Origin of the sequence: Micromonospora sp. NPDC005205 (genome assembly GCF_040608275.1) — a bacterium.
In the GTDB taxonomy this organism is placed as follows: domain Bacteria; phylum Actinomycetota; class Actinomycetes; order Mycobacteriales; family Micromonosporaceae; genus Micromonospora.
Map to the genome: position 1 here is coordinate 57,410 of NZ_JBEXHV010000014.1, position 22,264 is coordinate 79,673.

General features: G+C 71.2%; 15 protein-coding genes and 1 pseudogene. 10 read left to right on the forward strand and 6 right to left on the reverse strand.

All coding sequences use genetic code 11. The features are described from left to right. Window positions 1-26: 26 nt before the first annotated feature. The gene (locus tag ABZU43_RS23835) at window positions 27-1,178 is read left to right on the forward strand and encodes an epoxide hydrolase family protein (RefSeq protein ID WP_355008691.1); all 1,152 of its coding nucleotides are present in this window, start codon (window positions 27-29) and stop codon (window positions 1,176-1,178) included. 50 nt (window positions 1,179-1,228) lie between these two features. Here the strand turns inward: ABZU43_RS23835 and ABZU43_RS23840 are convergent, their stop codons facing one another. The 5 genes from ABZU43_RS23840 to ABZU43_RS23860 are packed head-to-tail and all read right to left on the reverse strand — an operon-like array spanning window position 1,229 to window position 6,926. Further along, a complete protein-coding gene (locus ABZU43_RS23840) occupies window positions 1,229-2,608 on the reverse strand; it encodes an NDP-hexose 2,3-dehydratase family protein (protein WP_355008692.1) in 1,380 nt (459 codons plus the stop codon). After that, window positions 2,605-3,666, reverse strand: a complete 1,062-nt coding sequence (locus ABZU43_RS23845; protein ID WP_355008693.1) for a glucose-1-phosphate thymidylyltransferase — start codon at window positions 3,664-3,666, stop codon at window positions 2,605-2,607. Before ABZU43_RS23845 ends, ABZU43_RS23840 begins: the two co-directional genes overlap by 4 nt. Before the next feature lie 40 nt (window positions 3,667-3,706). Then, window positions 3,707-5,017: a lipopolysaccharide biosynthesis protein RfbH gene (rfbH, locus tag ABZU43_RS23850; protein ID WP_355008694.1), complete on the reverse strand. Its 1,311-nt coding sequence runs from the start codon at window positions 5,015-5,017 to the stop codon at window positions 3,707-3,709. Next, the gene (locus tag ABZU43_RS23855) at window positions 5,014-5,943 is read right to left on the reverse strand and encodes an NAD(P)-dependent oxidoreductase (protein WP_355008695.1); all 930 of its coding nucleotides are present in this window, start codon (window positions 5,941-5,943) and stop codon (window positions 5,014-5,016) included. The genes rfbH and ABZU43_RS23855 overlap by 4 nt, the downstream gene beginning before the upstream one ends. Next, window positions 5,940-6,926 (reverse strand): Gfo/Idh/MocA family oxidoreductase, encoded by a 987-nt coding sequence (locus tag ABZU43_RS23860; protein WP_355008696.1) that lies wholly within the window; start codon window positions 6,924-6,926, stop codon window positions 5,940-5,942. The genes ABZU43_RS23855 and ABZU43_RS23860 overlap by 4 nt, the downstream gene beginning before the upstream one ends. 312 nt (window positions 6,927-7,238) lie before the next feature. Between ABZU43_RS23860 and ABZU43_RS23865 the strand changes: the two genes are divergently transcribed. Both ABZU43_RS23865 and ABZU43_RS23870 read left to right on the forward strand, forming a co-directional pair. Beyond that, on the forward strand, window positions 7,239-8,840 hold the full coding sequence (locus ABZU43_RS23865) for an FAD-binding oxidoreductase (RefSeq protein ID WP_355008697.1): 1,602 nt from the start codon (window positions 7,239-7,241) through the stop codon (window positions 8,838-8,840). A gap of 204 nt (window positions 8,841-9,044) precedes the next feature. Beyond that, window positions 9,045-10,946: pseudogene (locus ABZU43_RS23870) on the forward strand (KedN5 family methylcobalamin-dependent radical SAM C-methyltransferase); the annotation flags it as partial. A gap of 340 nt (window positions 10,947-11,286) precedes the next feature. Here ABZU43_RS23870 and ABZU43_RS23875 read toward each other — a convergent pair. Next, window positions 11,287-12,828: a 4-hydroxyphenylacetate 3-hydroxylase N-terminal domain-containing protein gene (locus ABZU43_RS23875; RefSeq protein ID WP_355008698.1), complete on the reverse strand. Its 1,542-nt coding sequence runs from the start codon at window positions 12,826-12,828 to the stop codon at window positions 11,287-11,289. A gap of 174 nt (window positions 12,829-13,002) precedes the next feature. On the opposite strand from ABZU43_RS23875, the gene ABZU43_RS23880 reads away from it, so the two are divergent. From ABZU43_RS23880 to ABZU43_RS23910, 7 genes are all read left to right on the forward strand, one after another. Beyond that, window positions 13,003-14,004, forward strand: a complete 1,002-nt coding sequence (locus ABZU43_RS23880) for a methyltransferase (RefSeq protein ID WP_355008699.1) — start codon at window positions 13,003-13,005, stop codon at window positions 14,002-14,004. 52 nt (window positions 14,005-14,056) lie between these two features. Further along, window positions 14,057-17,305: a BTAD domain-containing putative transcriptional regulator gene (locus ABZU43_RS23885; RefSeq protein WP_355008700.1), complete on the forward strand. Its 3,249-nt coding sequence runs from the start codon at window positions 14,057-14,059 to the stop codon at window positions 17,303-17,305. Window positions 17,306-17,397: 92 nt separating this feature from the next. Next, window positions 17,398-17,646, forward strand: a complete 249-nt coding sequence (locus ABZU43_RS23890) for a phosphopantetheine-binding protein (protein ID WP_355008701.1) — start codon at window positions 17,398-17,400, stop codon at window positions 17,644-17,646. Between the two features lie 37 nt (window positions 17,647-17,683). Next, window positions 17,684-19,066 carry a condensation domain-containing protein gene (locus ABZU43_RS23895; RefSeq protein WP_355008702.1) on the forward strand — a complete coding sequence of 461 codons (1,383 nt, stop codon included), beginning with the start codon at window positions 17,684-17,686 and terminating at the stop codon, window positions 19,064-19,066. Then, entirely contained in the window at window positions 19,063-20,328 is a 1,266-nt protein-coding gene (locus ABZU43_RS23900; RefSeq protein ID WP_355008703.1) for a GNAT family N-acetyltransferase, read from the forward strand. The genes ABZU43_RS23895 and ABZU43_RS23900 overlap by 4 nt, the downstream gene beginning before the upstream one ends. A 10-nt stretch (window positions 20,329-20,338) precedes the next feature. Beyond that, window positions 20,339-20,971: a dTDP-4-dehydrorhamnose 3,5-epimerase family protein gene (locus ABZU43_RS23905; RefSeq protein ID WP_355008704.1), complete on the forward strand. Its 633-nt coding sequence runs from the start codon at window positions 20,339-20,341 to the stop codon at window positions 20,969-20,971. A gap of 34 nt (window positions 20,972-21,005) precedes the next feature. Further along, the gene (locus ABZU43_RS23910) at window positions 21,006-22,253 is read left to right on the forward strand and encodes an activator-dependent family glycosyltransferase (RefSeq protein WP_355008705.1); all 1,248 of its coding nucleotides are present in this window, start codon (window positions 21,006-21,008) and stop codon (window positions 22,251-22,253) included. The last annotated feature ends 11 nt before the right edge of the window (window positions 22,254-22,264 follow it).

A 22,264-nucleotide genomic window follows, 5' to 3' on the forward strand; every position in this document is an offset into this window, starting at 1 on the left:
TTCAGCCAATGGAAGGGAATTGCGCGATGGAAGAGTTCCGGATCGACATCCCACAACCCGACGTCGACGACCTGCGTCGACGACTGGCCGCCACCCGCTGGCCCGGCGAGCTCGCCAGCGTCGGCTGGGACCGCGGCGTGCCGCTGGCCTACCTGCAGGAGCTCACCGACTACTGGGCCACCACCTTCGACTGGCGGGCCGCGGAGGCTCGGCTCAACCAGATGCCCCAGTTCCGGACCGAGATCGACGGCGCGATGATCCACTTCGTGCACGTGCGCAGCCCGGAACCGGACGCGGTGCCGCTGATCCTCACCCACGGCTGGCCCGGCTCGTTCGCGGAGTTCACCGAGATCGTCGGCCCGCTCACCGACCCGCGCGCACACGGTGGCGACCCGGCCGACGCGTGCCACGTGGTGATCCCGTCGCTGCCCGGGTACGGCTTCTCCAGCCTGCCGGACACCGGCTGGGACGTGGTGCGGATCGCCTCCGCTTGGTCGGAGCTGATGCGCCGGCTCGGCTACGACAGGTACGTGGCGCAGGGCGGTGACGCCGGATCGGTGATCTCGCAGGCGCTCGGCGTCATCGACCCGACGCACTGCGCGGGGGTGCACGTGAACATGCTGATGACCTTCCCGTCCGGCGACCCGGCCGACCTGGACGGCCTGAGCGAGCGGGACATGGCGCGGCTGGGCCGGCTGCGCGAGTTCGACGAGCACCTGTCCGGTTACATGAAGATCCAGCAGACCCGCCCCCAGACGCTGGCGTACGCGCTCACCGACTCACCGGTCGGGCAGCTCGCCTGGATCGTGGAGAAGTTCCGGGAGTGGACCGACAGCGAGAAGGTGCCCGAGGACGCGGTGTCGCGCGACGACATCCTGACGCTGGTGTCGCTGTACTGGTTCACCGCCACCGCCGGGCCCTCGGCGCAGTTCTACTACGAGGGCGCGGCCGCGGTGAAGGCGGCGGCCGCCGGGGCGGCGCCCCCTCCGATCACCGTGCCGGTCGGTGTGGCCGTGTTCCCGAAGGACATCTTCCTGCCGGTACGCCGATTCGCCGAGGCACACATCCCCACCATCGCCCGGTGGACCGAGTTTGACCAGGGCGGTCACTTCGCCGCCCTGGAGCAGCCCGGCCCCCTGGTCGACGACGTCCGGGAGTTCGTGCGTCTGGTGCGCTGATCGACAACCGCCACGGCCGGCCGGGTGATCCCGGCCGGCCGTGGTGTGCGTCAGAGAACGACCGCGCCGGTGGTGATGGCGGACAGCAACGTCCTGGCCTGGACGTTGACATAGTGCCCGTGCCGGAGCAGCGCGGTCAGCTGGCCCGGTGTCAGCCAGCGGTATCCCGGCGGCGGATCGGCCGGCGCCGCGTCGGACTCCAGGACGACGCAGCGGTTCTCCGCGTGGTAGAAACGCCCGCCCTCCTCGGCGTGCACCACGTCGTACCGGATCTGGCCGGGCGTCGCCGACCTGATCAGGTCCAGGAATGCCGGCCCGGTGCCCGAGCCGTGGTGCCCGGGTGTGCACTGTACGGTCGGCCCGAGCTCCACTGTGTTGTGGAAGCCGGCCTCCACCCGGGCGTGCGTGAGCAGATGCGGCACGCCGCCGAACCGGCGGGTCAGGAACGCGATCAACCCTCGTTCCAGCGGTTCGAAGAGTGGCTGGGTCCAGCCGCGTACCTCGCGGTTGTCGGCTTCGACCGAGACCGCCATCACCCGGAAGTAGCGCGGCGGGACGTGTTCGATGGTCCGTTCGCCGATGGTCCAGCCGGGCAGCCCGCGCAGCGGCACCAGCCGGCCGTGGAGGTCGTGGCGGGTGCGTTCCGCGGTGAACCAGGAACGCACCTCGGTGTCGTCGTGCCGGGCCACCGCATCGCCAAAGGTCACCGGCGCGCAGGCCAGGACCGTACGGGTGTCCATGTTGATCAGGTTGTCGACCTGCATCAGACGGCCGATCTGGCCGAGGGTGAGCCAGCAGAAGTCCGCGCCGGCGTCGACCGGGGCGCCAGTCTCGACGATCATGTTCCGGTTCGTCTTGTGGTGGAACCAGGACCCGTGCTCCGACTGCAGCACGTCGGTGAGCGGCCGGCCGCGATGCGGATCGGTGAAGAGCTCCAGGTGGCGCACCGGTGCCCCGCGGTGCGCCCCGGTGTAGTTGCTGCGGGTGGCCTGAACCGTCGGCGAGAGCTGCACCGGTGTCGGGTTGCCGGGCTCGGCCTTGGCCTGCAGGAGGAAGTGCAGAACGCCGTCGAACTCGGTGGCGACGATGCCCAGGATGCCCACCTCGGGCTGGTTGATGATCGGCTGCCACCACTCCAGGTGCGGCGACCCACCGGTGCGTACGTGCAGGCCCTCCACAGTGAAGAAACGGCCGCTGTGGTGCACCAGGTTGCCGGTGCCCGGAGCGAACCCCCAACCGTCCAACTCCTGGAACGGGATCGGCGTCACCCGGAACCGCTGGGCGCGCGCCCGCTCCGCCAGCCAGCCCGGCACGTCCGTCGTAGGGATGGCCGCGCCGGCCTCGGTCTCGGCCGCCGAGCGAGCCAGGCGTTGCGCCAGCCCGTCGTCCTCACGCGGGCGCAGCCGAAGCGCCGCCCCCGGCGCGCTCATGCGGCCAGCTCGATCCGGGTGTCGTCACCGATCACCAGCCGGTGCGCGAGGCCGTCGCCCGCACTGACCGTCGCGGCGCGCCCGATCAGCGACCGGGCCAGTGGCGGCACCGCCGAGATGGTGGCACCAGCGAGCACCACCGAGTCGGCCACGTTGCACCGACGCAGGACGCAGTCCGGGCCGACGGCGGTGAACGGCCCCACCGTGCTGTCCTCGACGAGGGTTCCCGCCCCGATGACGGCCGGGCCGTCGATGCGGGAGCGCACCACCCGGGCGCCGGGCTCAACGACGACGTGCCCGGTCAGGATGCTGGCCGGGTCGACGTCGCCGGCGATGCCGGGCGTCAGATCGGCCAGCATCCGGCGATTGCAGTCGAGCAGGTCGTCGACCTGCCCGGTGTCCTTCCAGTAGCCGTCGTAGACGCTGGCACGTACGTCCGCGCCGGACGCGAGGAGCCACTGGACCGCGTCGGTGATCTCCAGCTCCCCGCGGGTGCTCGCGTCGATCGCGGCCACCGCCTCGTGCACCGCCGCCGTGAAGAAGTAGACGCCGATCATCGCCAGATCGCTGCGCGGCCGGGCCGGCTTCTCCACCACCCGCAGCACGGTGCCGTGCGGGTCGAGCTCGGCGACGCCGAACTCCTGCGGGTCGCTGACCTTGTGCACCACGATCTGGGCGGCCGGGCGGTGCACACGGAAGTCGGCGGCGATGTCGGCGACACCGTCGGGCAGCACGTTGTCGCCCAGGTACATGACGAAGTCGTCGTCGCCGAGGAAGGAACGTGCCAGCCGGACGCAGTCCGCGAGCCCGCGCGGCTGGTCCTGGTGCAGGTACGTGATCGGTACGCCGAAACGCCGGCCGTCGCCCAGCGCCGTCCTGATATCGGGCCCCCACCGACCGACCACCACCCCGATCTCGGTGACGCCGAGGCCGCTGACGGTTTCCAGCACCAGTTCCAGTACCGGTCGATTGGCCACGGGGAGCAGTTGTTTCGGCATGGAATGACTGAGCGGGCGGAATCGGGTGCCGGAACCGCCCGACAGGACCAGAGCCTTCACCGTGGAAATTCCTTTCCTTGCAGGAAGTGTGGACGCTCGTTCAGTGGCGTCCGGCGACGAATTCCCGGATGGTCCGCCCGACGTGGAGGATCATGTCGTCGGTGATGCCGGGATAGACGCCGATCCAGAAGGTGCCGTGCACCACCGCGTCGCTGTTGGACAGGTCACCGGCGACCCGGAACTCGACATCCCGGTAGGCCGGGTGCCGGGTCAGGTTGCCGCTGAACAGCAGCCGGGTACGGATCTGCCGCTCCTCCAGGTGTTGCTGCAGCTCACCGCGGCCAAACGGTGCGTCAGGCGCGACGGTGAGCGCGAACCCGAACCAGCTCGGATCCGAGCCCGGTGTGGGACGCGGCAGCAGCAGTCCCGGCACTCCGTCGAGCTCCTCGCGCAGCCGCTGCCAGTTCTTGCGCCGAGCCTCACCGAACGCCTGGATCCGCTCCAGCTGGCTCAGCCCGAGCGCCGCCTGCAGGTCGGTCGCCTTCAGGTTGTAGCCGACCTGCGAGAACGTGTACTTGTGGTCGTAACCGGCCGGCAGTGTGCCGAGCTGCCAGTCGAACCGCTTCTTGCAGCGGTTGTCCTCCCCGGGCTCGCACCAGCAGTCGCGCCCCCAGTCGCGGAAGGACTCCACGAGGTGGGCCAGTTCCACGCTGTCGGTGAGCACGCAGCCGCCCTCGCCCGTGGTGATGTGGTGGGCCGGATAGAAACTGACAGTGCTGAGGTGGCCGAACGTGCCGGTGAGCCGCCCGCCGTACAGCGAGCCGACCGCGTCGCAGTTGTCCTCGACGAACCACAGCCCGTGCCGCTCGGCCAGTTCGGCGATCTCGGCCGCCTCGAACGGGTTGCCGAGCGCGTGGGCGATCATGATGGCGCGGGTGCGTGGCCCGATCGCTGCCGCCACCCGCTCCGCTGTGGTGTTGTACGTGCCGAGTTCCACGTCGACGAACACCGGTATCAGGCCGTTCTGCACTATCGGGTTCACTGTGGTGGGAAAGCCCGCCGCCACCGTGATGACCTCGTCGCCGGGCCGCAGACGCCGGTCTCCCAGCTCGGACGCGCGTAGCGCGGACAGGGCGAGCAGGTTCGCCGACGATCCCGAGTTGACCAGGTGGGCCTTGCGGAGGCCGAAGTACCGCGCGAAGGAGCGCTCGAACCGCAGCGCGTGGAACCCCGCGGCGATCCGCATGTCCAGCGCCGCCTCGACCAGCGCCAGCCGGTCTTCGGCTTCGAGCACGGCGCCGGACGACAGCACCGGCGTGACGCCCGGAACGAACTCCTGGTCGTCGGGTGTGCGTTCTCTGTGATAGGCCCGGACCAGGTCCAGGATCATTGCCTTGAGGTCCGGGGTCATGGTGTGCTCGCCTCCTGCGCGGGGTGGCCGGGGAACGGGTGGGACCGGGCGGCCTGCCAGATCCCGAGCAGCGTCTCGGGCAGCTCCCGGCGCGCCGACCAGCCGAGCACCGTGTACGCCCGGCGGGTGTCGGCCCGCTGCCAGTCGCCGTCGGCGGAGCGTGCGCCGGTCGTCGGCGCCGGCCGCAGCTCCAGTCGGTAGGGGACACCGCTGACCTCGGCGAGCGCCCGGACCAGTTCCTCTGCGGTCCGGGTGACACCCGACCCGATGTTGAACAGCCCGGGAGCGATCTGCCGTGCCGTGCCGGCGGCCAGGACGGCGTCGGCGGCGTCGCGTGCGTCCACGTAGTCGCGGTACTGCGCCAGGTCCGTGAGCTCCAGGTGTGCCGTCGTACCGGTCCGGTGCGCCGCCACCAGGCGGTTCACCGTCCGGCCCAGCACGCTGACCGGTGACATGCCGGCGCCGATGACGTTGAACAGCCGCAGCACCACCGCCTCGACGCCGTGCCGGGCCGCGAGGCGGCGTACCAGCTCGGTGCCGGCCAGCTTCGACCGTCCGTACGCGCTGCGCGGTGCGGCCGGGGAGTCCTCGGTCAGGGCTGTCGGCGGTGGCTGCGGCGCGTACTCCAGCGATGAGCCGAGATGCACCAGCCGGGCGTCGGCACCGGCCTCGGCCACAGCCCGCACCACGAGTCCGGCGAGTTCGACGTTGGCGGCGGTGAGCCGGTCGGGCTCCGGCCGCCAGATCTCACCGGCGGCGTTGACCACCACGCCGGGCCGCGCCGCGCGGATCGCCTCGGTCAGCGACCCTGTCGCGACCTCGGACCGGCGCCCGGCCACGACCACGTCCCAGCCGGCCGAGGTCAGCCGGTCACGGACGTGCCGGCCCAGCAGACCCGTGCCGACCACCAGGGCGCGCCCGGTCACGGCTCGCCCAGGCCGGCCGCCCGGCGGATGGTGTCGACCAGCCGCGCGTGCCCCAGCATCTCGGCGTGGTGCCCGGACAGGTCGTGCTCGCCGTACACCGCCGCCACGAAGGTGCGGACCAGCGCGGCGAACTGGTCCTCGGCGGCCAGCGTCCGCGACTCGCGGCGGTCCTGCTGCCGCAACCCGAGCACCGGGCGGTGTTCCGGCGGTGGGGTGAACGCGCGCTCCAGGCGCAGCTCACCGGTGCTGCCCCACAGCTCGTACCCGCTGCGGTAGAAGTGCTCGAAGCCGAACCCGACCTGCACCGCGACCTGGTTCGGCCCGCTCAGCAGCACGGTGCCCGCAACGTCCACGCCGGACGGTCCGGTGCGCAGGTCCGCGCCCACCACCCGCAGGTTCGGGCCGACGAAGTGACGTGCCGCGCGCAGAGGGTAGAAGCCGACGTCGAGCAGCGCCCCGCCGCCCAGGTCCGGGCGGTACCGGATGTCGCCGTTCTGCAGCGGCGGAATCCCGAACACGCTGCTGAAGGCGCGTAGCTCCCCGATCTCGCCGGCCGCGTACGCGCGGCGCACCGCGGCGTGCTGGCCGTGCAGGAGGAACGCGGAGTTCTCCATCAGGGTGAGGCCGCGCTCGGCCGCCTGGGCAACCAGATCCGCTGTCTGCTTCTCGGTGCCCACCATCGGCTTCTCGGCCAGCACATGCTTGCCGGCGGCCAACGCCGCGCCCGCCCACCGGTGCCTCAGGCCGATCGGCAGCGGCAGGTAGACCGCTTCCACGTCAGAACGCTCGAGCAGCTCCTCGTACCGGTTCACCGCGGCGCAGCCGAACCGGGCCGCGAAACGGTCGGTGCGTGCCGGGTCACGTCCGGCGATCGCGACGGTACGCAGACCCGGTTCCGCCGCAGCCGCAGGCAGCAGCTTGCGCCACGCGATGTCCGCGCAGCCGAGCACGCCCAGGCGAACGGGGACCGGCACGTGGTTCATCGGCGTCGCCCCAGAACGAGAACGACCCGCAACCGCACGTACAGCATGGGAATCACCTGATCACCATCGCGGAGCACCGCCCGGGACGGCATCTCACACGTTGCGCAGCCGGGTCGTCCGTCCGCTGAGCGCAACTTGCGAGATGCCCGGGATGTCGCCGCTGCGGCACAGTGGTGCCATCGCAGGCAGCGTCGCCTGTCGATGTTCGGTCCGGGCGCCGGGCGGCACCGCAATCTGGAAGAAGATCGCGCGTGGCCAGAGCAAGCAGACTGAGCCGGATCAGTCGACTTATTCCGATGGGTAGGTGCTCACATGGTTGCATCGCGCCGGCAGTTCCTCGGCTCGGCCGCTGCTGTCTCCGGCGCTGCTGTCACCGGCTTGGTCCTGCAGCCCGGCGCTGCGCAGGCCGTCGGTCACAGCGGTGGGGCGGCCTTGCCGAATGTGGTGGTGCGTCCGGACGACCCGCGTTACCCCGAACTGCTGACGCGCGGGTTCAACGCGCGTTTCGTCTTCTCCCCGGATTCGATCGTGCTGGCCTACTCGGCCGGCCAGGTCCAGGAGGCGGTGCAGCGGGCGGTCAAGGAGGGCCGCAAGTTCACCGTCCGCAGCGGCGGGCACTGCCTCGAGGCGTTGGTCGCCGACCCGCGCTTCGACATGCTCATCGACGTGTCCCCGATGCACCAGGTTTCCTGGGACGCCAAGATGAACGCCTTCTCGGTCGGCGCGGGCAGCACGCTCGCGCAGGCGTACAAAGCGCTCTACCTGGGTTGGGGCGTGACCATCCCCGGTGGGGTGTGCCCACCGGTGGGCATCGGCGGACACACCGCCGGCGGGGGATACGGGCCGCTGTCCCGGCGGTACGGTCTCATCTCCGATCACCTGTACGCGGTCGAGGTGGTGACCGTCGACGCCAAGGGCAAGGCCCGCATCGTCGTCGCCACGCGCCGCCCCGACGACCCGAACCGCGACCTGTGGTGGGCGCACACCGGTGGTGGCGGCGGCAACTTCGGCGTCGTCACCCGGTACTGGTTCCGCGACCCGCGGGCCACCGGAAACAACCCGACCAAGGCGCTGCCGCGGCCGCCGGCCCGGCTCCTGATGACCTGGGTGACCTGGCCATGGGAGTCGCTGAGCCAGGCGGACTTCAAGCGGCTGGTGCAGAACCACGGGGCCTGGCACGCGGCCAACAGCGGGCCGGACTCGCCGTACGTCGTCATGCACAGCGCCCTGCACCTCAACATGAAGAGGGACTACGCGCTCTACCTGGAGTGCCGGATGGACGCCACGGCGCCCAATGCCCGCCGGATGGTTGAGGACTACATCGCCGCTGTCTCCGAGGGCGTGTCAGTGCAGGGCTACGTCGAGATGAACGAGGAGCTCTGGCTCGCCAACGCGTTGTTCGAGTACCCCCGTTCGCTCGGCGCCCGGACGAAGTCGGCGGGCAGCAACCTGCGCAAGCCGCTCACCGACGACCAGATCGACATCGTCTACGGGGCGCTGACGGACCCCGATGCCAAGAACTCCTGCCTGGTCTATCTCGGTGCCTACGGCGGGCAGGTCAACGCGGTTGCGTCGGACGCCACCGCGGTGCCCCAGCGCGACTCCATTCTGCGCTTCTGGATCGACTCCACGTGGGCCGATCCGAACGCCGACGCGGAGGCCGTGGAGTGGACCCGCCGTCTCTACCGGGACGTGCACGCCGCCACCGGCGGGGTGCCGGTCCCGAACGACCAGTACGACGGTTGCTACATCAACTACCCCAGCAAGGACACCAGGGACCCGGCGTGGAACACGTCAGGGGTGCCCTGGCACGACCTCTACTACAAGGACAGCTACCCGAAGCTTCAGCGGATCAAGAAGAAGTACGACCCGCTGAACACCTTCCAACACGCGATGTCCATCGAGCCCGCCTGACCGGGCGGTTCGTCCAGGTCTTGCCCGCAGACCGCTGACACAGCCGGTCGCGAAGCGGCCCCACGCCCATCGACATGACGGGTGTGGGGCCGGTTGCGTACTGCCCTGACGACGGTGTGACGGAAGAGGTGGCGGTCCTTGCCGGACAGCCGGGACGACCTGAGTCCCGGCCGAGGAGATCCGATCAGCAAACGGAGGACCGACATGACGAGCCCGGACGGCAATGCGAACGCCACGACCAAGGTGTTCCTGGTGCAACAGGGTGTCTGGGAGATGCCGCTGGAGTCGATGCCGCTGGCGTCGGGCTATCTGAAGTCGACGGCCCTGGCCGACGACCGGATCCGCGACGCCTGCGACATCAGCATCCACAACTTCCGCGGCGGCACCACCAACGCCACCATGGCCAACGCCCTGTTCAGCGACGAGCCGCCGGACGTTCTCGCGTTCAGCGTGCTGGGCTGGAACTACCGGTCCTTCGGATCACTGGCCGCGACGTTCAAACAGCTCAACCCGGACGGCTGGGTCGTCTTCGGTGGCACCCACGTGGCCGAGCAGGCCGACCGGGTGTTCCGGATGTTCCCCGAGGTCGACGTCGTGGTCAACGGGGAGGGCGAGCTGACGTTCCGCGATCTGCTCAACTGCTACCTGGACGGCGTGGACAAGCACGCGCTGCACGCGGTGGCGGGTGTGTCGTTCCGCGAAACTGACGGCGCCACCTGTCACAACGTCGCCCGTGACCGCATCGAGGACCTCGAGATCATACCGTCGCCCTTCCTGACCGGGGCGCTGGAGATGACCGACGCCGACGGCAACTTCCGGTACGACGTGGCGCTGATGGAGACCAACCGGGGCTGCCCGTACAAGTGCGCGTTCTGCTACTGGGGCGGTGCCGTCGGGCAGAAGGTCCGGGCGTTCTCGCCGGAGCGGATGCGCGCCGAGCTTGAGATGTTCGGCCGGCTCAAGGTGCACACCGTGGTCGCCTGCGACGCCAACTTCGGGCTCCTGCCCGGTGACGTGGAGTTCGTCGAGACGCTCATCGAGACTCGGGACCGGCTCGGTTTCCCGCGCGCGCTGGAGACGTCCTGGGCGAAGAACAAGTCGAAGACGTTCTTCCGCATCGTCAAGATGATGAAGGAGGCCGGCATGCGGAGCTCCTTCACGCTCGCGCTGCAGACGCTCAGCGACACCGCACTGGACACCATGAACCGGCGCAACATGAAGGTCAACGAATGGGAGGACCTCGCCGCCTGGCTGGACGAGGAGGGGCTCGACTGTTACGCCGAGCTGATCTGGGGCGCGCCGGGTGAGACGGTGCAGTCCTTCATGGAAGGCTACGACCGTCTTTCGCGGCGGGTGTCGCGGATCGCGGTCTACCCGATCCTGCTGTTGCCCAACACCGACTACATGGAGAAGAAGGAGCAGTACGGCATCAAGGCCGTCCGCGGTGACAACGACGACTTCGAGTACGTGCTCGCGCACAACACCATGACCTTCGCCGAGAACCAACAGATGCAGCGGTTCCTCTTCATGGCGCGGGTGGTGGCGGAGAACGCGGTCCTGCGCTGGATCTGGCCGGCGCTGCGGCACCTCGCCGGCATCACCCAGTCCCAGGTGCTGCGCCACCTGGACACCTGGATCAGCACCACTGACGACCCGGCGGCCGCGCCACTGCGAGGGTACGCCGCGACCGCTGTCGGCGGAACCGGCGCGTTCGGGGCGGCGATCACCTACCTCTACACCGACCCGGACGCCGAGCGGATGCTGCACCGCTGGTGGGACGAGGCGATCCGGCCGCTGGTGCCCGCCGAGGCGGCGCCGGTGCTGGACGAGGTGTTCCGGTACGACCTGCTCACCCAGCCGGTCTACCGCCCTGCCGACCATCCGGTCGGTGAGGACCTGCCGGTGGTGCTGGTACGCGATGAGGAGTACTACCTGCGCAGCGGGGTGCGGCTCCGCTACGACGTGCCGGCCATCGTCGCGGCCATCCGTCGCGGCGAGGAGCCGGACCTGTCGCCGGTGGACTTCACCGTCGACCTGTACTACCGCACCGGCTCGGAGTCGGCGGTCACGTCGACCAACCACGAGATCGTCGTGCACTTCATGGGGATGACCGCCGAGGAGGTCCACGACAACGCGCGGGGGAGTGCCGAGGGCCTGAGCGAGGCGGAGTTCGAGGCCACCTCGGCGTCGCGGTCCGCGGAGGCCGGCTCCCCGGCTCCGGACGGACGGACCACGCTCGGAATGCTCAAGGCGGACAAGGGCGGCTGTTCCTGAGACACGCTGCGGGCCCGGTGCCTCAACAGGAGGCGCCGGGCCCTGGCGTGCGCGCCGACGCGCCTGTCACGAACAGACTGAGGCGTGGACGCCGGTCGCGGGCAAAATGAGGCGTGGACGCTCGACGAGCGCCCACGCCAGCTCAGGGGTCCGCGGCGATCGCCGCCGCCTACTACGTCGCCAGGTGCGGCGCGGTCCAGCCGTTCAGGTCGTACTCGGACAGGCACTGCTCGACCAGGGCGATCATGTCGTCGGTGACGCCGGCCTGGGTGCCGCGGCGCAGCACCTGGGCCCGGTTGTCGTCCGGGTTGCCGGCGTGGTTGCGCTCGTACAGCTCCTGACGCCCGCCGAACTCCGTGCCGACCGCGTCCCAGAGCAGCTTCATCACCTTCACCCGCTGCTCAGCGTCGGTGCCGTGCGAGCCGCGCAGGTACCGGTCCAGGTACGGGCGGATCTCCGGGTTGTGGAAGTCGGCGACGCCCGAGTTCAGGTAGATCAGCCCACTGCCCGCGGTGTGCTGGACGATCTCGCGCATCTTGCCGTACGCCATCGGGGCGAGGGTCCGGTACGTCAGCGCGTACTCCTCGTTGGGCTGCACGTAGCCGTCGGCCCACGGCCGGGACCGCTCGATCATGGCGTCGGACAGCGCCCACATCAGATGCCGCCAGACCATCAGCTCACCGATGTTGCCCTGTACCTGACGGAACTCGTCGGTGCCGTTGATCTCCACGGCCTTCATCAGCAGGCCGCAGATGAAGTCGAACTTGACCGCCAGCCGGGTGGCGCCGTGCAGGGAGAACCGCGGCATGAAGCCGGAGTCGTGGAAGAACGTGTTCGCCTTCTCCAGGTCGCCGTAGACGAAGACGTTCTCCCACGGGATCAGGGCCTGGTCGAACACGATGACCGCGTCGTTCTCGTCCATCCGGCTCGACAGGGGATAGTCGAACGGGCTGGCGGTGCGGGCCGCGGTCATCTCGTACGAGGTGCGGCAGAGCAGCTTCACCCCGGGGACGTTCATCGGCGCCATGAACACGACACCGAACTGCTTCTCCTTGATCCGGAGCCCGTGGTGGGCGATGAAGTTGTAGTTGGTCAGCGCGGACCCGGTCGCCACCACCTTCGCCCCGCTCACCACGAGGCCCGCGTCGGTCTCCCGGTCCACGTGCACGTACACGTCGGCGACCTGCTCGGGGCGCAGGTGGCGGTCCACCGGCGGGTGCACGAGCGCGTGGTTGACGTGCAGCACGCGCTCCTGGCACTCCTTGTACCAGCGCCGGGCGTTGTCACCGAACGGGGCGTAGAAGTCGGCCTTGGCGCCCAGGGTGGCGAGGAACGACGCCTTGTAGTCGGGCGAGCGGCCGAGCCAGCCGTAGCACCGTCGCTGCCACGCCGCGATGGCGTCGCGCGAGCGGCGCAGGTCGGCCGCGTCGACCGGGGCGCGGAAGAACGGATGGGTGAAGCCACCGTTGCCGGTGTCGGTAGGGACGGTCAGCACGTCGCGGTCCGGCGACTCCCAGAGCGCGTCGTACATGTTCGCGATGGTCCGGGCATTGTTGCGAAAGGCCGGATGCTCGGTGACGTCCTTGATTCGCTCGCCGTACAGCCAGATCTCCCGACCGTCGCGCAGGCTTTCCAGATATTCGGCACCGGTGAATGGCCGTAGTCCGGACGGTTGCGCCTCCGGCGTCTCCGTCGTGGATTCTGCGCTCGGCATCGGCAATCAGCTCCTCGGCGTGGCGGTGCGGATATTCATGGAGCGTGCCAGCCGGCTCGGTGGCACGACAAGGCAATGGAAGCGGAACGGCAATTCAGGAGATGCCGCTGCTACGCAAGGAATGCGAGCGTGAGCGGGCGACGATCAGATTCTCACGACCCACGAGGGGGCACGGTGGCACGGGACGAGATGAGCGCCAAAATCTGGTCCATGGCGGGGCTCGGTACGCCGATGGCGATCCGGACGGCGGCGACGCTGCGCCTGGCCGACCACATCGACGCCGGTGCCGACACCGCCGAGGCGATCGCGGGGGCCGAGGGGGTGAACGCCGACGCGCTGGAGCGGGTCATGCGGTACCTGGCCGTCCGGGGCCTTTTGACCCGGGAGAGCGGCGGGCGGTACTCACTGACCCCGCTCGGCGCGGTGCTGCGGGAGGACCACCCGTCGAAGGCCCGCGCCCGGCTGGACATCGAGGGTTCCGTCGGCCGGGCCGAACTGTCGTTCGTGCAGTTGCTGCACAGCGTACGGACGGGAGAGGCCGGTTTTCCGGTCCAGTTCGGCCGTTCCTTCTGGGAGGACTGGGCCGCCGACCCGGAGCGGGCCGCGAACTTCAACCGGCTCACCAGCGACCTGGAGTCACGGTCTCCGGAGATCGTCGAAGGCATGGACTGGGGTCCGCTGGGCTGGGTCGTCGACGTCGGCGGCGGCAACGGCGCGCTGCTGATCGGGCTGCTCAACGCCTACCCGACGCTGCGTGGCACGGTGCTCGAGATGCCGGACAACTGCGAGGCCGCCCGCAAGTCGGTCGCGGAGTCGGACCTGGGGGAGCGCCTGGACGTGGTGGCCGGCAGCTTCTTCGACCCGCTGCCGGCCGGCGCCGGCGGGTACGTGCTGTCGTTCGTGCTGCACAACTGGGCCGACGACCCTGCGCGGGAGATCCTGCGCCGGTGCGCGGAGGCCGCCGGGCAGACCGGCGCGGTGCTGGTGGTCGAGCAGACCGGGCCCGGTGGGGAGGCCACCCACACCGGAATGGACCTGCGCATGCTGACGGCCTGCGGTGGTCGGGAGCGGACCGCCGCTGATCTGACCGCCCTCGCGGCATCCGTCGGGCTGCACGCTGTGGCCGTCCATCCGGCCGGCTCGTTCTCCATCGTGGAGCTGCGCGCGGCAGGCTGACCTGCCATTCCGTTGCCGCCGTCGCGCCACCGGGTGGGTTACCCTGTGCCGCATGCGCTTCGGGATGCTCGGTCCGCTCGAGGTCTGGACCGCCGACGGCAAGCCGGTGCGCATCCCGGAGCTCAAGGTCCGCGCGCTGCTGGCCGACCTGTTGGTCCACGACGGTCGGCCGGTGGCGGCGCACCGGCTCATCGACGACCTCTGGGGCGACCGACTGCCCGCCAACCCGGCCAGCGTGCTCCGCAGCAAGATGTCGCAGCTCAGGCGGGCACTGGACGACGCCGAGCCGGGGGCGCGCGATCTGGTCACGCATTCCCCGGCCGGGTATGCCCTTACCGCCGGCGACGACGCGGTGGACGTCGGCCTGTTCACCGAGATGGTGGGCCGAGCCCGCCGCGCCGTCCACCCCCGGGACAGGATGGCGCTGCTGACCGATGCCCTGGCGCTGTGGCGCGGCCCCGCGCTTGCCGACTTCCCGGACGAGGCGTTCGTCCGCCCGGCTGTCACGCGCTGGTCGGAGGCCCGGCTGATCGCTCAGGAGGAGTGGGCCGAGACAGCGCTCGATCTGGGTCGACACGCCGACGTGCTGGCCGATCTCGGCGACCTTGTGGAACGCCATCCGTTGCGCGAGCGTTTCCGCGCGGCGCGGATGCGGGCGCTGTACCAGTGCGGCCGGCAGGCCGAGGCGCTCGACGAGTTCCGGGTCTTCGGCGACCGCATGCGCGACGAGATGGGGCTCGACCCGGGGCCCGAACTGGTCGCCCTGCACCGCGCCCTGCTCCGCCAGGACCCGGCGCTCACCGGCCCGGCCACGACGCCGGTGCCGATCGAACCCGAACGCGGGAACCTGCCGGCCCCGCTCACCGGGCTGATCGGCCGGGACGCCGCGGTCGCCGACGCGGCTCGACTGCTGGACGCCGGCCGCCTGGTCACCCTGACCGGTCCGGGCGGCGTCGGCAAGACCCGGCTCGCGGTGGCCGTCGCCGCGCGGATCGCACCCGGTGTGCCGGCCGGCGCGTGGATGGTCGAGTTCAGCACCGTGCCGCGTCCGGCCGGCGGCGGACGGGCGCCGTCGGCCGTGATCGACGCCGTCGCCGGCACGCTCGGGCTCCGGGACGACGGCCGCTCGGGCAGCGCCGGCGGTGTCGACCGGCTGGTGGCGGCGCTGCGGGGTCGGCGTCTGCTGCTGGTGCTGGATAACTGCGAGCACGTCGTCGAAGATGTCGCCGAGCTCGGCCGCGAACTGCTGGATGCCTGCCCCGACCTGCGCATTCTTGCCACCAGCCGGGAGTCGCTCGGTGTGCCCGGCGAGGTTCTGGTGCCGGTGCCGCCCCTGGCGCCGCCGGAGGCGGGTACGACGACGGTCGCGCAACTGCGTCGGTCCAGCGCCGGGGAGCTCTTCCTGGCGCGGGCGGCCGCCTCCGAGCCCGGCTTCGCCCCCGACGACGAGAACGCGGCAGCGGTGGCCACCGTCTGCCGGCGGCTCGACGGCATACCGCTGGCCCTGGAACTGGCCGCCACCCGGGTGCGCACGATGGGGATCACCGAACTGGCCGCCCGCCTCGACGACCGGTTCCGACTGCTGGCTGCCCACCGGCGCGGCGGCCCGGCCCACCACGCCACCCTGCGCACCATGATCGACTGGAGCTGGGACCTGATCGGCGCGGACGAGCGGGCCGTGCTGCGACGGCTGTCGGTGTTCACCGACGGCTGCGCGCTGTCATCCGCCGAGGAGGTGTGCGCCGATCCGCCCGCCGCCGGGGGAGTGTCCCGTGCCGACGTGGCGTACCTGCTCGGGCGACTGGTGGACTGCTCGCTGGTCACGCTGGTGGAGAACGCCGACGGGGTGCGGTACAGGATGCTGGAGTCGGTGGGGGCGTACTGCGCCGAGCGGCTGCGCGAGTCCGGCGAGGACGAGGCGGTGCGACTGCGGCACGGCGCCTGCCAGGCCGCCCTCGCCGAGGAGGCGGACCAGAATCTGCGCGGTCCCGTCCAGCGCCGGTGGCTGCGCCGGTTGGACGCCGAACAGGCCAACCTGCGGGCGGCCCTGGCCGCGGCGATCGAGCGTGGCGACGCGGTGCTCGCCCTCCGGCTGGCCTGCGCCTGCGCCTGGTACTGGGTACTGCGCGGCCACTTGGGCGAGGGCCGCCGTGCGCTGGCGGCGGCGGCCGCGGTGCCGGGCGAGGCGCCGGCCGGCCGGCGTGCCCTGGCGCTGCTCTGGGAGGCGGGCATGGCAGCGCTCGGGGGCGATGACCCGCACGACCTGCTGTGCCGGGCGGAGGCCGAGGGTGAGGCCGGTGCCGACCCGCACGCCGTGGCGCGGGCCCGCTGGTTGCTCGCCTCGGCGCTGCCCGAGGATGTCACCGCCCGGCCCGGCGACGGCCGGTTGGACGGAGTGCTGTCGGACTTCCGTAGCCTCGGCGACCGCTGGGGGGCGGCGGCCGCGCTGAGTAGCCTGGCCTGGACGGCGCTGCTGCGCGGAGACGTCGCCGCGCTGCGCCGCGACGCGGAGCGGAGTCTGGAGGAGTTCCGCGATCTCGGCGACCACTGGGGAGTGTTGCAGGCCACCAACCCGTTGGCCGCGCTGGCCCGGATGACCGGGGACAGCAGCCGTGCCGCGCGGCTGCACCGCGATGCCCTCCGCATCGCCCGCGAGCTGGGCCTGTGGCCGGAGGTGTCGTACCAGCTGAACGAACTGGGACGGATCGCGCTGGACGCCGGCGACCACGCCGCCGCCGGCGACCTGCACGCCCAGGCCCGGCACATGGCAAAGGAACAGTCCAATCTGGCCCTGGAGCAGTTCGCCGACCTGGGGTTGGCGATCACGGCACGCCGGCAGGGCAGATGGGACGCCGCCGAGCGACTGCTGCACCCGTGGCTGGAGTGGAACAGGCAGGCCGGCTGGCATGCCGGCGTGGCCGCGGTCGGCGCGGAGCTCGGCTTCGTCGCCGAGCAGCGCGGTGCGGCCGACGACGCGCTGCACCGGCACCGGGAGGGCTTCGCCGCGGCTCAGGACAGCGGTGACCCGCGAGCGGTGGCGCTCGCCCTGGAGGGGCTCGCCGGGGCGTACCGGCTGGCCGGTGACCCGGTGCGGGCGGCCCGACTGCTGGGCGCGGCGGACGCCGCCCGCGACGCGGCGGGACTGCCGTCACCGGACGCGGACCGGCACGACTCGCGACGCGTCGCCGGGCTCCTGGCCGCCGACCTGGGCCCGGCCCAACTGGTCGCGGAGCGCGCCGCAGGGGCCGGCGCGCCGCTCGACGACCTGCTGCGCGACGACCGGTCGATGGCCCGGCGCTGACGAGCCTGCGCAACGCAGGAGATGAACATCGGGTCGTACCCGTGTGATGCTTCAGCTCGCGAGACAGTGAATTCCCGGCCGAGGGGATCCGGATGTCAGAACAATCGCGCGCCGATCTCGAGAAGCACGTCAATGCGATCTGGGAGGACGTTCTCGACACCGCGGCCGGTCCGCCCGACGCGACATTCTTCGAATTGAACGGGCAGTCGATAGCGGCTTTTCGCATCGTCGCGCGGATAAGTGACCGGACCGGCATCGACGTGCCCGTCGAGGAATTGTTCAAGGATCCGACACGCGCCGCCTTCGCCCGGGCGGTTCTCGCGTGTGCGGAACGGCGTTGACCCGAGCGGGCTCGACCACGTGGAAAGGCACGGTGGAATGGTGTACGCAGAGAACCGCTTCCCGTTCTCCATCGAGCAGGAGTTCCTGCGCGGGCAGCATCAGGAGGACGGCTCCACGGCGGGGTTCGGCCCGCGCCCCATCTCCAGCGGTGGCTGGCGGCTCACCGGGCCGGTCGACGCCGACCTGCTCCGCGGGGCTCTGGACGACGTCATCGCCCGGCACGAACCACTGCGGACCATGGTGATCAGGGGCGCCGACGGCTGGGAACAGGAGGTGCGGGACCCGTGCCCGGCCCGGCTCCAGGTGCATGACCTGGGCGACGACCCGGACGGCCGGGGCGTGCGGGCCGAGCGGTTCCTCGACGAGGCTGAGTCCGGTCACTTCGACGCGGACGAGCTTCCCCTGCTCTGGGCGTACCTGGGCCGTTTCGACGACCGGGACGCGGTGCTGGTGCTTGTCGCGTACCTCCCGCTGATCGATGTGTGGTCACTGGGCATCGTCATGGACGACCTGGCCGCGTGTTACGCCGCCCGCCTGGCCGGCGGCAAGCCCGACCTGCCGGACCCACCGCGGTATCGCGACTACGTGCGACGCACCGAGGGAGATGCCGCTGCCGGCGGGTCCGACCCGTCCTTCGAGTACTGGCGTGAGCGGCTGGCTGGAGCGCGCCCCGTCGTCATCGCCGCGGACCGGCCGGCGAACCCCGACCATCCGGGCGTCACCCGCGTCGACCGTTTCCAGATCGACGCCCGGCTCGGCTCGGCCGCCCTGCGTCTGGGTCGTGCGACGGGAAGCTCACCGTTCATGGTGATCTTCGCGGCGCAGCTCATCCATCTCCAGCGGATGACTGGTGTCTCGGACGGGGTGGTGTGGACGCTCACCCCCGGACCCGGCCGCCGGCACGAGTGGGCCGAGGCCACGGTCGGCTACTTCGTCAACATGTCACCGCTGCGAACCGACATCTCGGGCTGTGCCACCTACCGCGACGTCCTCGCCCGGGTGCGCGCCACCTGCCTGGAGGCGTTCCCGCACGAGGTGCCGTTCGTCGGACTGGCGCAGCGGGCCCCGGAGGTCATCGCGGGGTTGGAACAGGGCGGCATGGTCGTGCCGGGCTTCGCGGTGTTCCAGAACCCCGCGGCGTCGAAGACCCGGTCCGCCGGTGCGGTCGAGTACGCGCCGGTGCGTCGGCGGTTGTCCCAGGCGCAGGGCCCGGGCATCCCCGACGACGCGATCCTGTGGACCATCGACATCGACCCGGACGGTGAGATCTTCTGCGCCGTCAGCTCGAGCACGGACCGGTTCGAACAGGCCACAGTGGACCGCATGCTGGCCGAGTTCCGCGACCTGTTCGGCAGGGTCCTGGCCGACCCGGACGCGCCGCTGGCCGGCGCCCGTACCCACGAAGGGGCGCACTCGTGAGCACGCTGCCTCCCGGCTACCAGCTGGTCACCGACCTCCCGGACGACCGGTACGGGGAATGGCTGGACTGCTGGCTCGGTGCCTTCGGCAACCCGGTCAGCGCCGATCCCGAGATCCTCGACTTCTACCGGCGCACGCACCCGCCGGATCGGGCCGTGGCGGTCGCCGACGACGAACGGTACGTCGCCACCAACACCGCGCTCGACCGTGACCTTGTGCTCCCCGGCGGAAACACGGTGCCGGCCGCCGCGTGCACCGGTGGTTCCGCGCACCCGGTGGTGGCCCGGCGCGGGTTGCTGCGCGCCACAGTCGCACACCTGAACCGGCGGGCCGTCGACGAGGGCAAGGCGATCGTCGTCGGGGGCGCGTCCGAGTGGCCGATCTACGGCCGGTTCGGTTCCGGCCCGGCGACCTGGTCCGACGCGGTCGAGTTCGACGTCCGGGCGGTCGGCCTGCGCGACGACGTGCCGGGCCGCGACCTGCGTCCGCGTCGGATCGACGGTACGCAGGCCCGGGACCTCGGGTACAAGCTGTACTCCCAGCAGGCGGCGCAGACGCCCGGGGAGGTGCTCACCCCCTCGTGCTACTGGGACCGGCTTGCCGGCGACCCCGCGTCCGGCGCGCTGGAGGAGGCTCTCGCCCTGGGCGCCCCGGGGTACGGGCCCCGGCACTGCGCCGCGATCGACGACCGTGGCCTGGTGACATACCGGATCATGCCGGACTGGACGGCGGAGTCCGCGCCGCAGAGCAAGCTGCACGTCATCGACTTCCTCGCGGCCGACCAGGAGGCGGAGGGCGCGCTCTGGCGGCACCTGTTCTCCGTCGACCTGGTCCGCGAGATCGACGTGTGGCGGATGCCGGTGGACAGCCCGCTGCGCTGGTGGGTCGACGACGCGCGACGGATGCGTGTCCGCCGCCAGGACGCCCTCTGGATCCGCCCGCTGAATGTGCCACGGCTCCTGCGCACCCGCGGCTGGGCCTGCGACGGCGTCCTCACGCTCACCGTGCACGACCCGGAGGGCCTGGCGGCCGGCACGTTCCGGCTGGAGGTGACCGACGGGCACGCCACGTGCGAGCCGGTCACCGCCGCGGCCGACCTGGAGATGGGCGTCGGCGCGCTGGCCGTCATCCTGCTCGGTGGCACCCCGGCGGCCGCGCTCACCAGGGCCGGCCGGATCAGCGCCCCGGACGCGCGCAAGGTGCGACTGTGGGACGCCATGGCGGTGCCGGAGCGCAGCCCGTACATCAGCTACTGGTTCTGACGGGGTCACCGTGACAGTGAGCCCGCTCGCCGTGACCGGGGCCCTGCACTTCACCGCGCCGGTGTTCCCCGACGACCGGGGCTTCTTCGGCACCCCGTTGCAGGCTGGCCTGTTCGCCGAGACCACCGGCCGTCCGCTGTTCCCACTCGCGCAGGCCAGCTACAGCCGTTCCCGGCGGGGGGTGGTTCGGGGGGTGCACTACACAGCCGCACCCCCCGGTGCCGAGAAGTACGTCTACTGCGCGCACGGCGCCCTGCTCGACATCGTGGTGGACATCCGGGTGGGGTCGCCCACGTACGGCCAGTGGGACGCGGTGCGGCTCACCGGCGACCAGATGGACGCGCTGTACCTGCCGGTCGGCGTCGGCCACGCCTTCGTCGCGCTGACCGACGACGCCGTCATGCAGTACCTGCTCTCGCGGGAGTACGACCCCGCCGACGAACGCGCCGTCTCCGTCCTCGATCCACGGCTGGGTCTGCCGGTGGGAAACCCCGCCGGGCACGATCTGTCCGAGCGCGACCGCGCCGCGCCGACCCTGGAGCAGGCAAGGGAGGCGGGGTTGCTGCCGGACTACGCCCGCTGCCGGGCGATCGAGGTGCGCAATCTGCGAGATGCCCCGGCCAGGGCGGCTGGTGGACGGTAGGCGGGCACACGACGACCCGACCGAAAGGGCACCGATGCGCGTTCTGTTCGCCACCTATGCGGAAACCACCCATTACTACAACATGGTCCCGCTGGCCTGGGCCCTGCGCACCGCCGGCCACGAGGTCCGGGTCGCCACCCAACCGGCCCTCATGGACGCGGTCGTGCAGTCCGGCCTGACCGCCGTGCAGGTCGGGGAGGACCACGACTTCATGTCGGTCATCGCGGCCAAGGCCGACGACCCGACCTGGGGCGAGCGGATCACCACCGCGCTGCGGACCGGCGGCGCCGACATGGACTATCCGGCCCTGCTGGCCTTCTTCGACGAGGCCGTGGAGACCTCGGCCAAGGTGTTCAACGACCCGATGGTCGACGCCCTCGTGGCGTACGCGCGGGAGTGGCAGCCGGACCTGATCATCTGGGAGAACTTCACCCTCGCTGGCGCCATCGCGGCCCGTGTCACCGGCGCCGCCCACGCCCGCCTGCTCTGGGGGGCCGACGCGCAGACCCGCATCTACAACCGGTTCCAGGCGTTGCTCGCCGAGCAGCCCGAGGATCGCCGGCGCGACCCGATGCAGGACTGGGCCGCCGCGCACCTGGAGCGGTTCGGAGTCACCTACGACGCCGACGTGCTGACCGGGCAGTACACCCTGGACCAGGCGCCGGAGAGCATGCGGCTGGACGTCGGGCTGCGGATCGTGCCGTTCCGGTATGTCCCGTACAACGGTCCGGCCCGGGTCCCCGGCTGGCTGCGCGAGCATCCGGAGCGCCCGAGGATCTGCGTGACCGCCGGCATCTCGATGCGGTACATGCTGGGCTACGACCCGATTCCGGTCTCGACGCTCAAGCTCTTCGCCGACGCCGACGTCGAGGTGGTCGCGACGCTGGCCGTTGACGAGAGCGAACTTGCCGACGTGCCGCCCAACGTCCGGGTGGTGGACTTCGTGCCGATGCACGCGCTGCTGCCCAGCTGCGCGGCCGTCGTGCACATCGGCAGCGCCGGCGTGGTGTCGACGGCGATGGCGTACGGCGTGCCGCAGCTGACTCTCGTCCCCGACCTGTGGGACGCCGTCGTGCGCGCCGACATGTTGCGCGAGCAGGGCGCCGGCCTGGATCTGACGCTCGACCGGGCGACGCCCGAGGCGATCCGCGACAACGTCCTGCGGCTGGTGCACGAGCCGGAGTTCCGGACGGCCGCGGACCGGATCCGGGGCGAGATGCTCGCCGAGCCGGCACCGAGCGAGATCGTGCCGGTTCTCGAGAAGATCGCCGCCCAGCGGTGACCCGGGGGTTC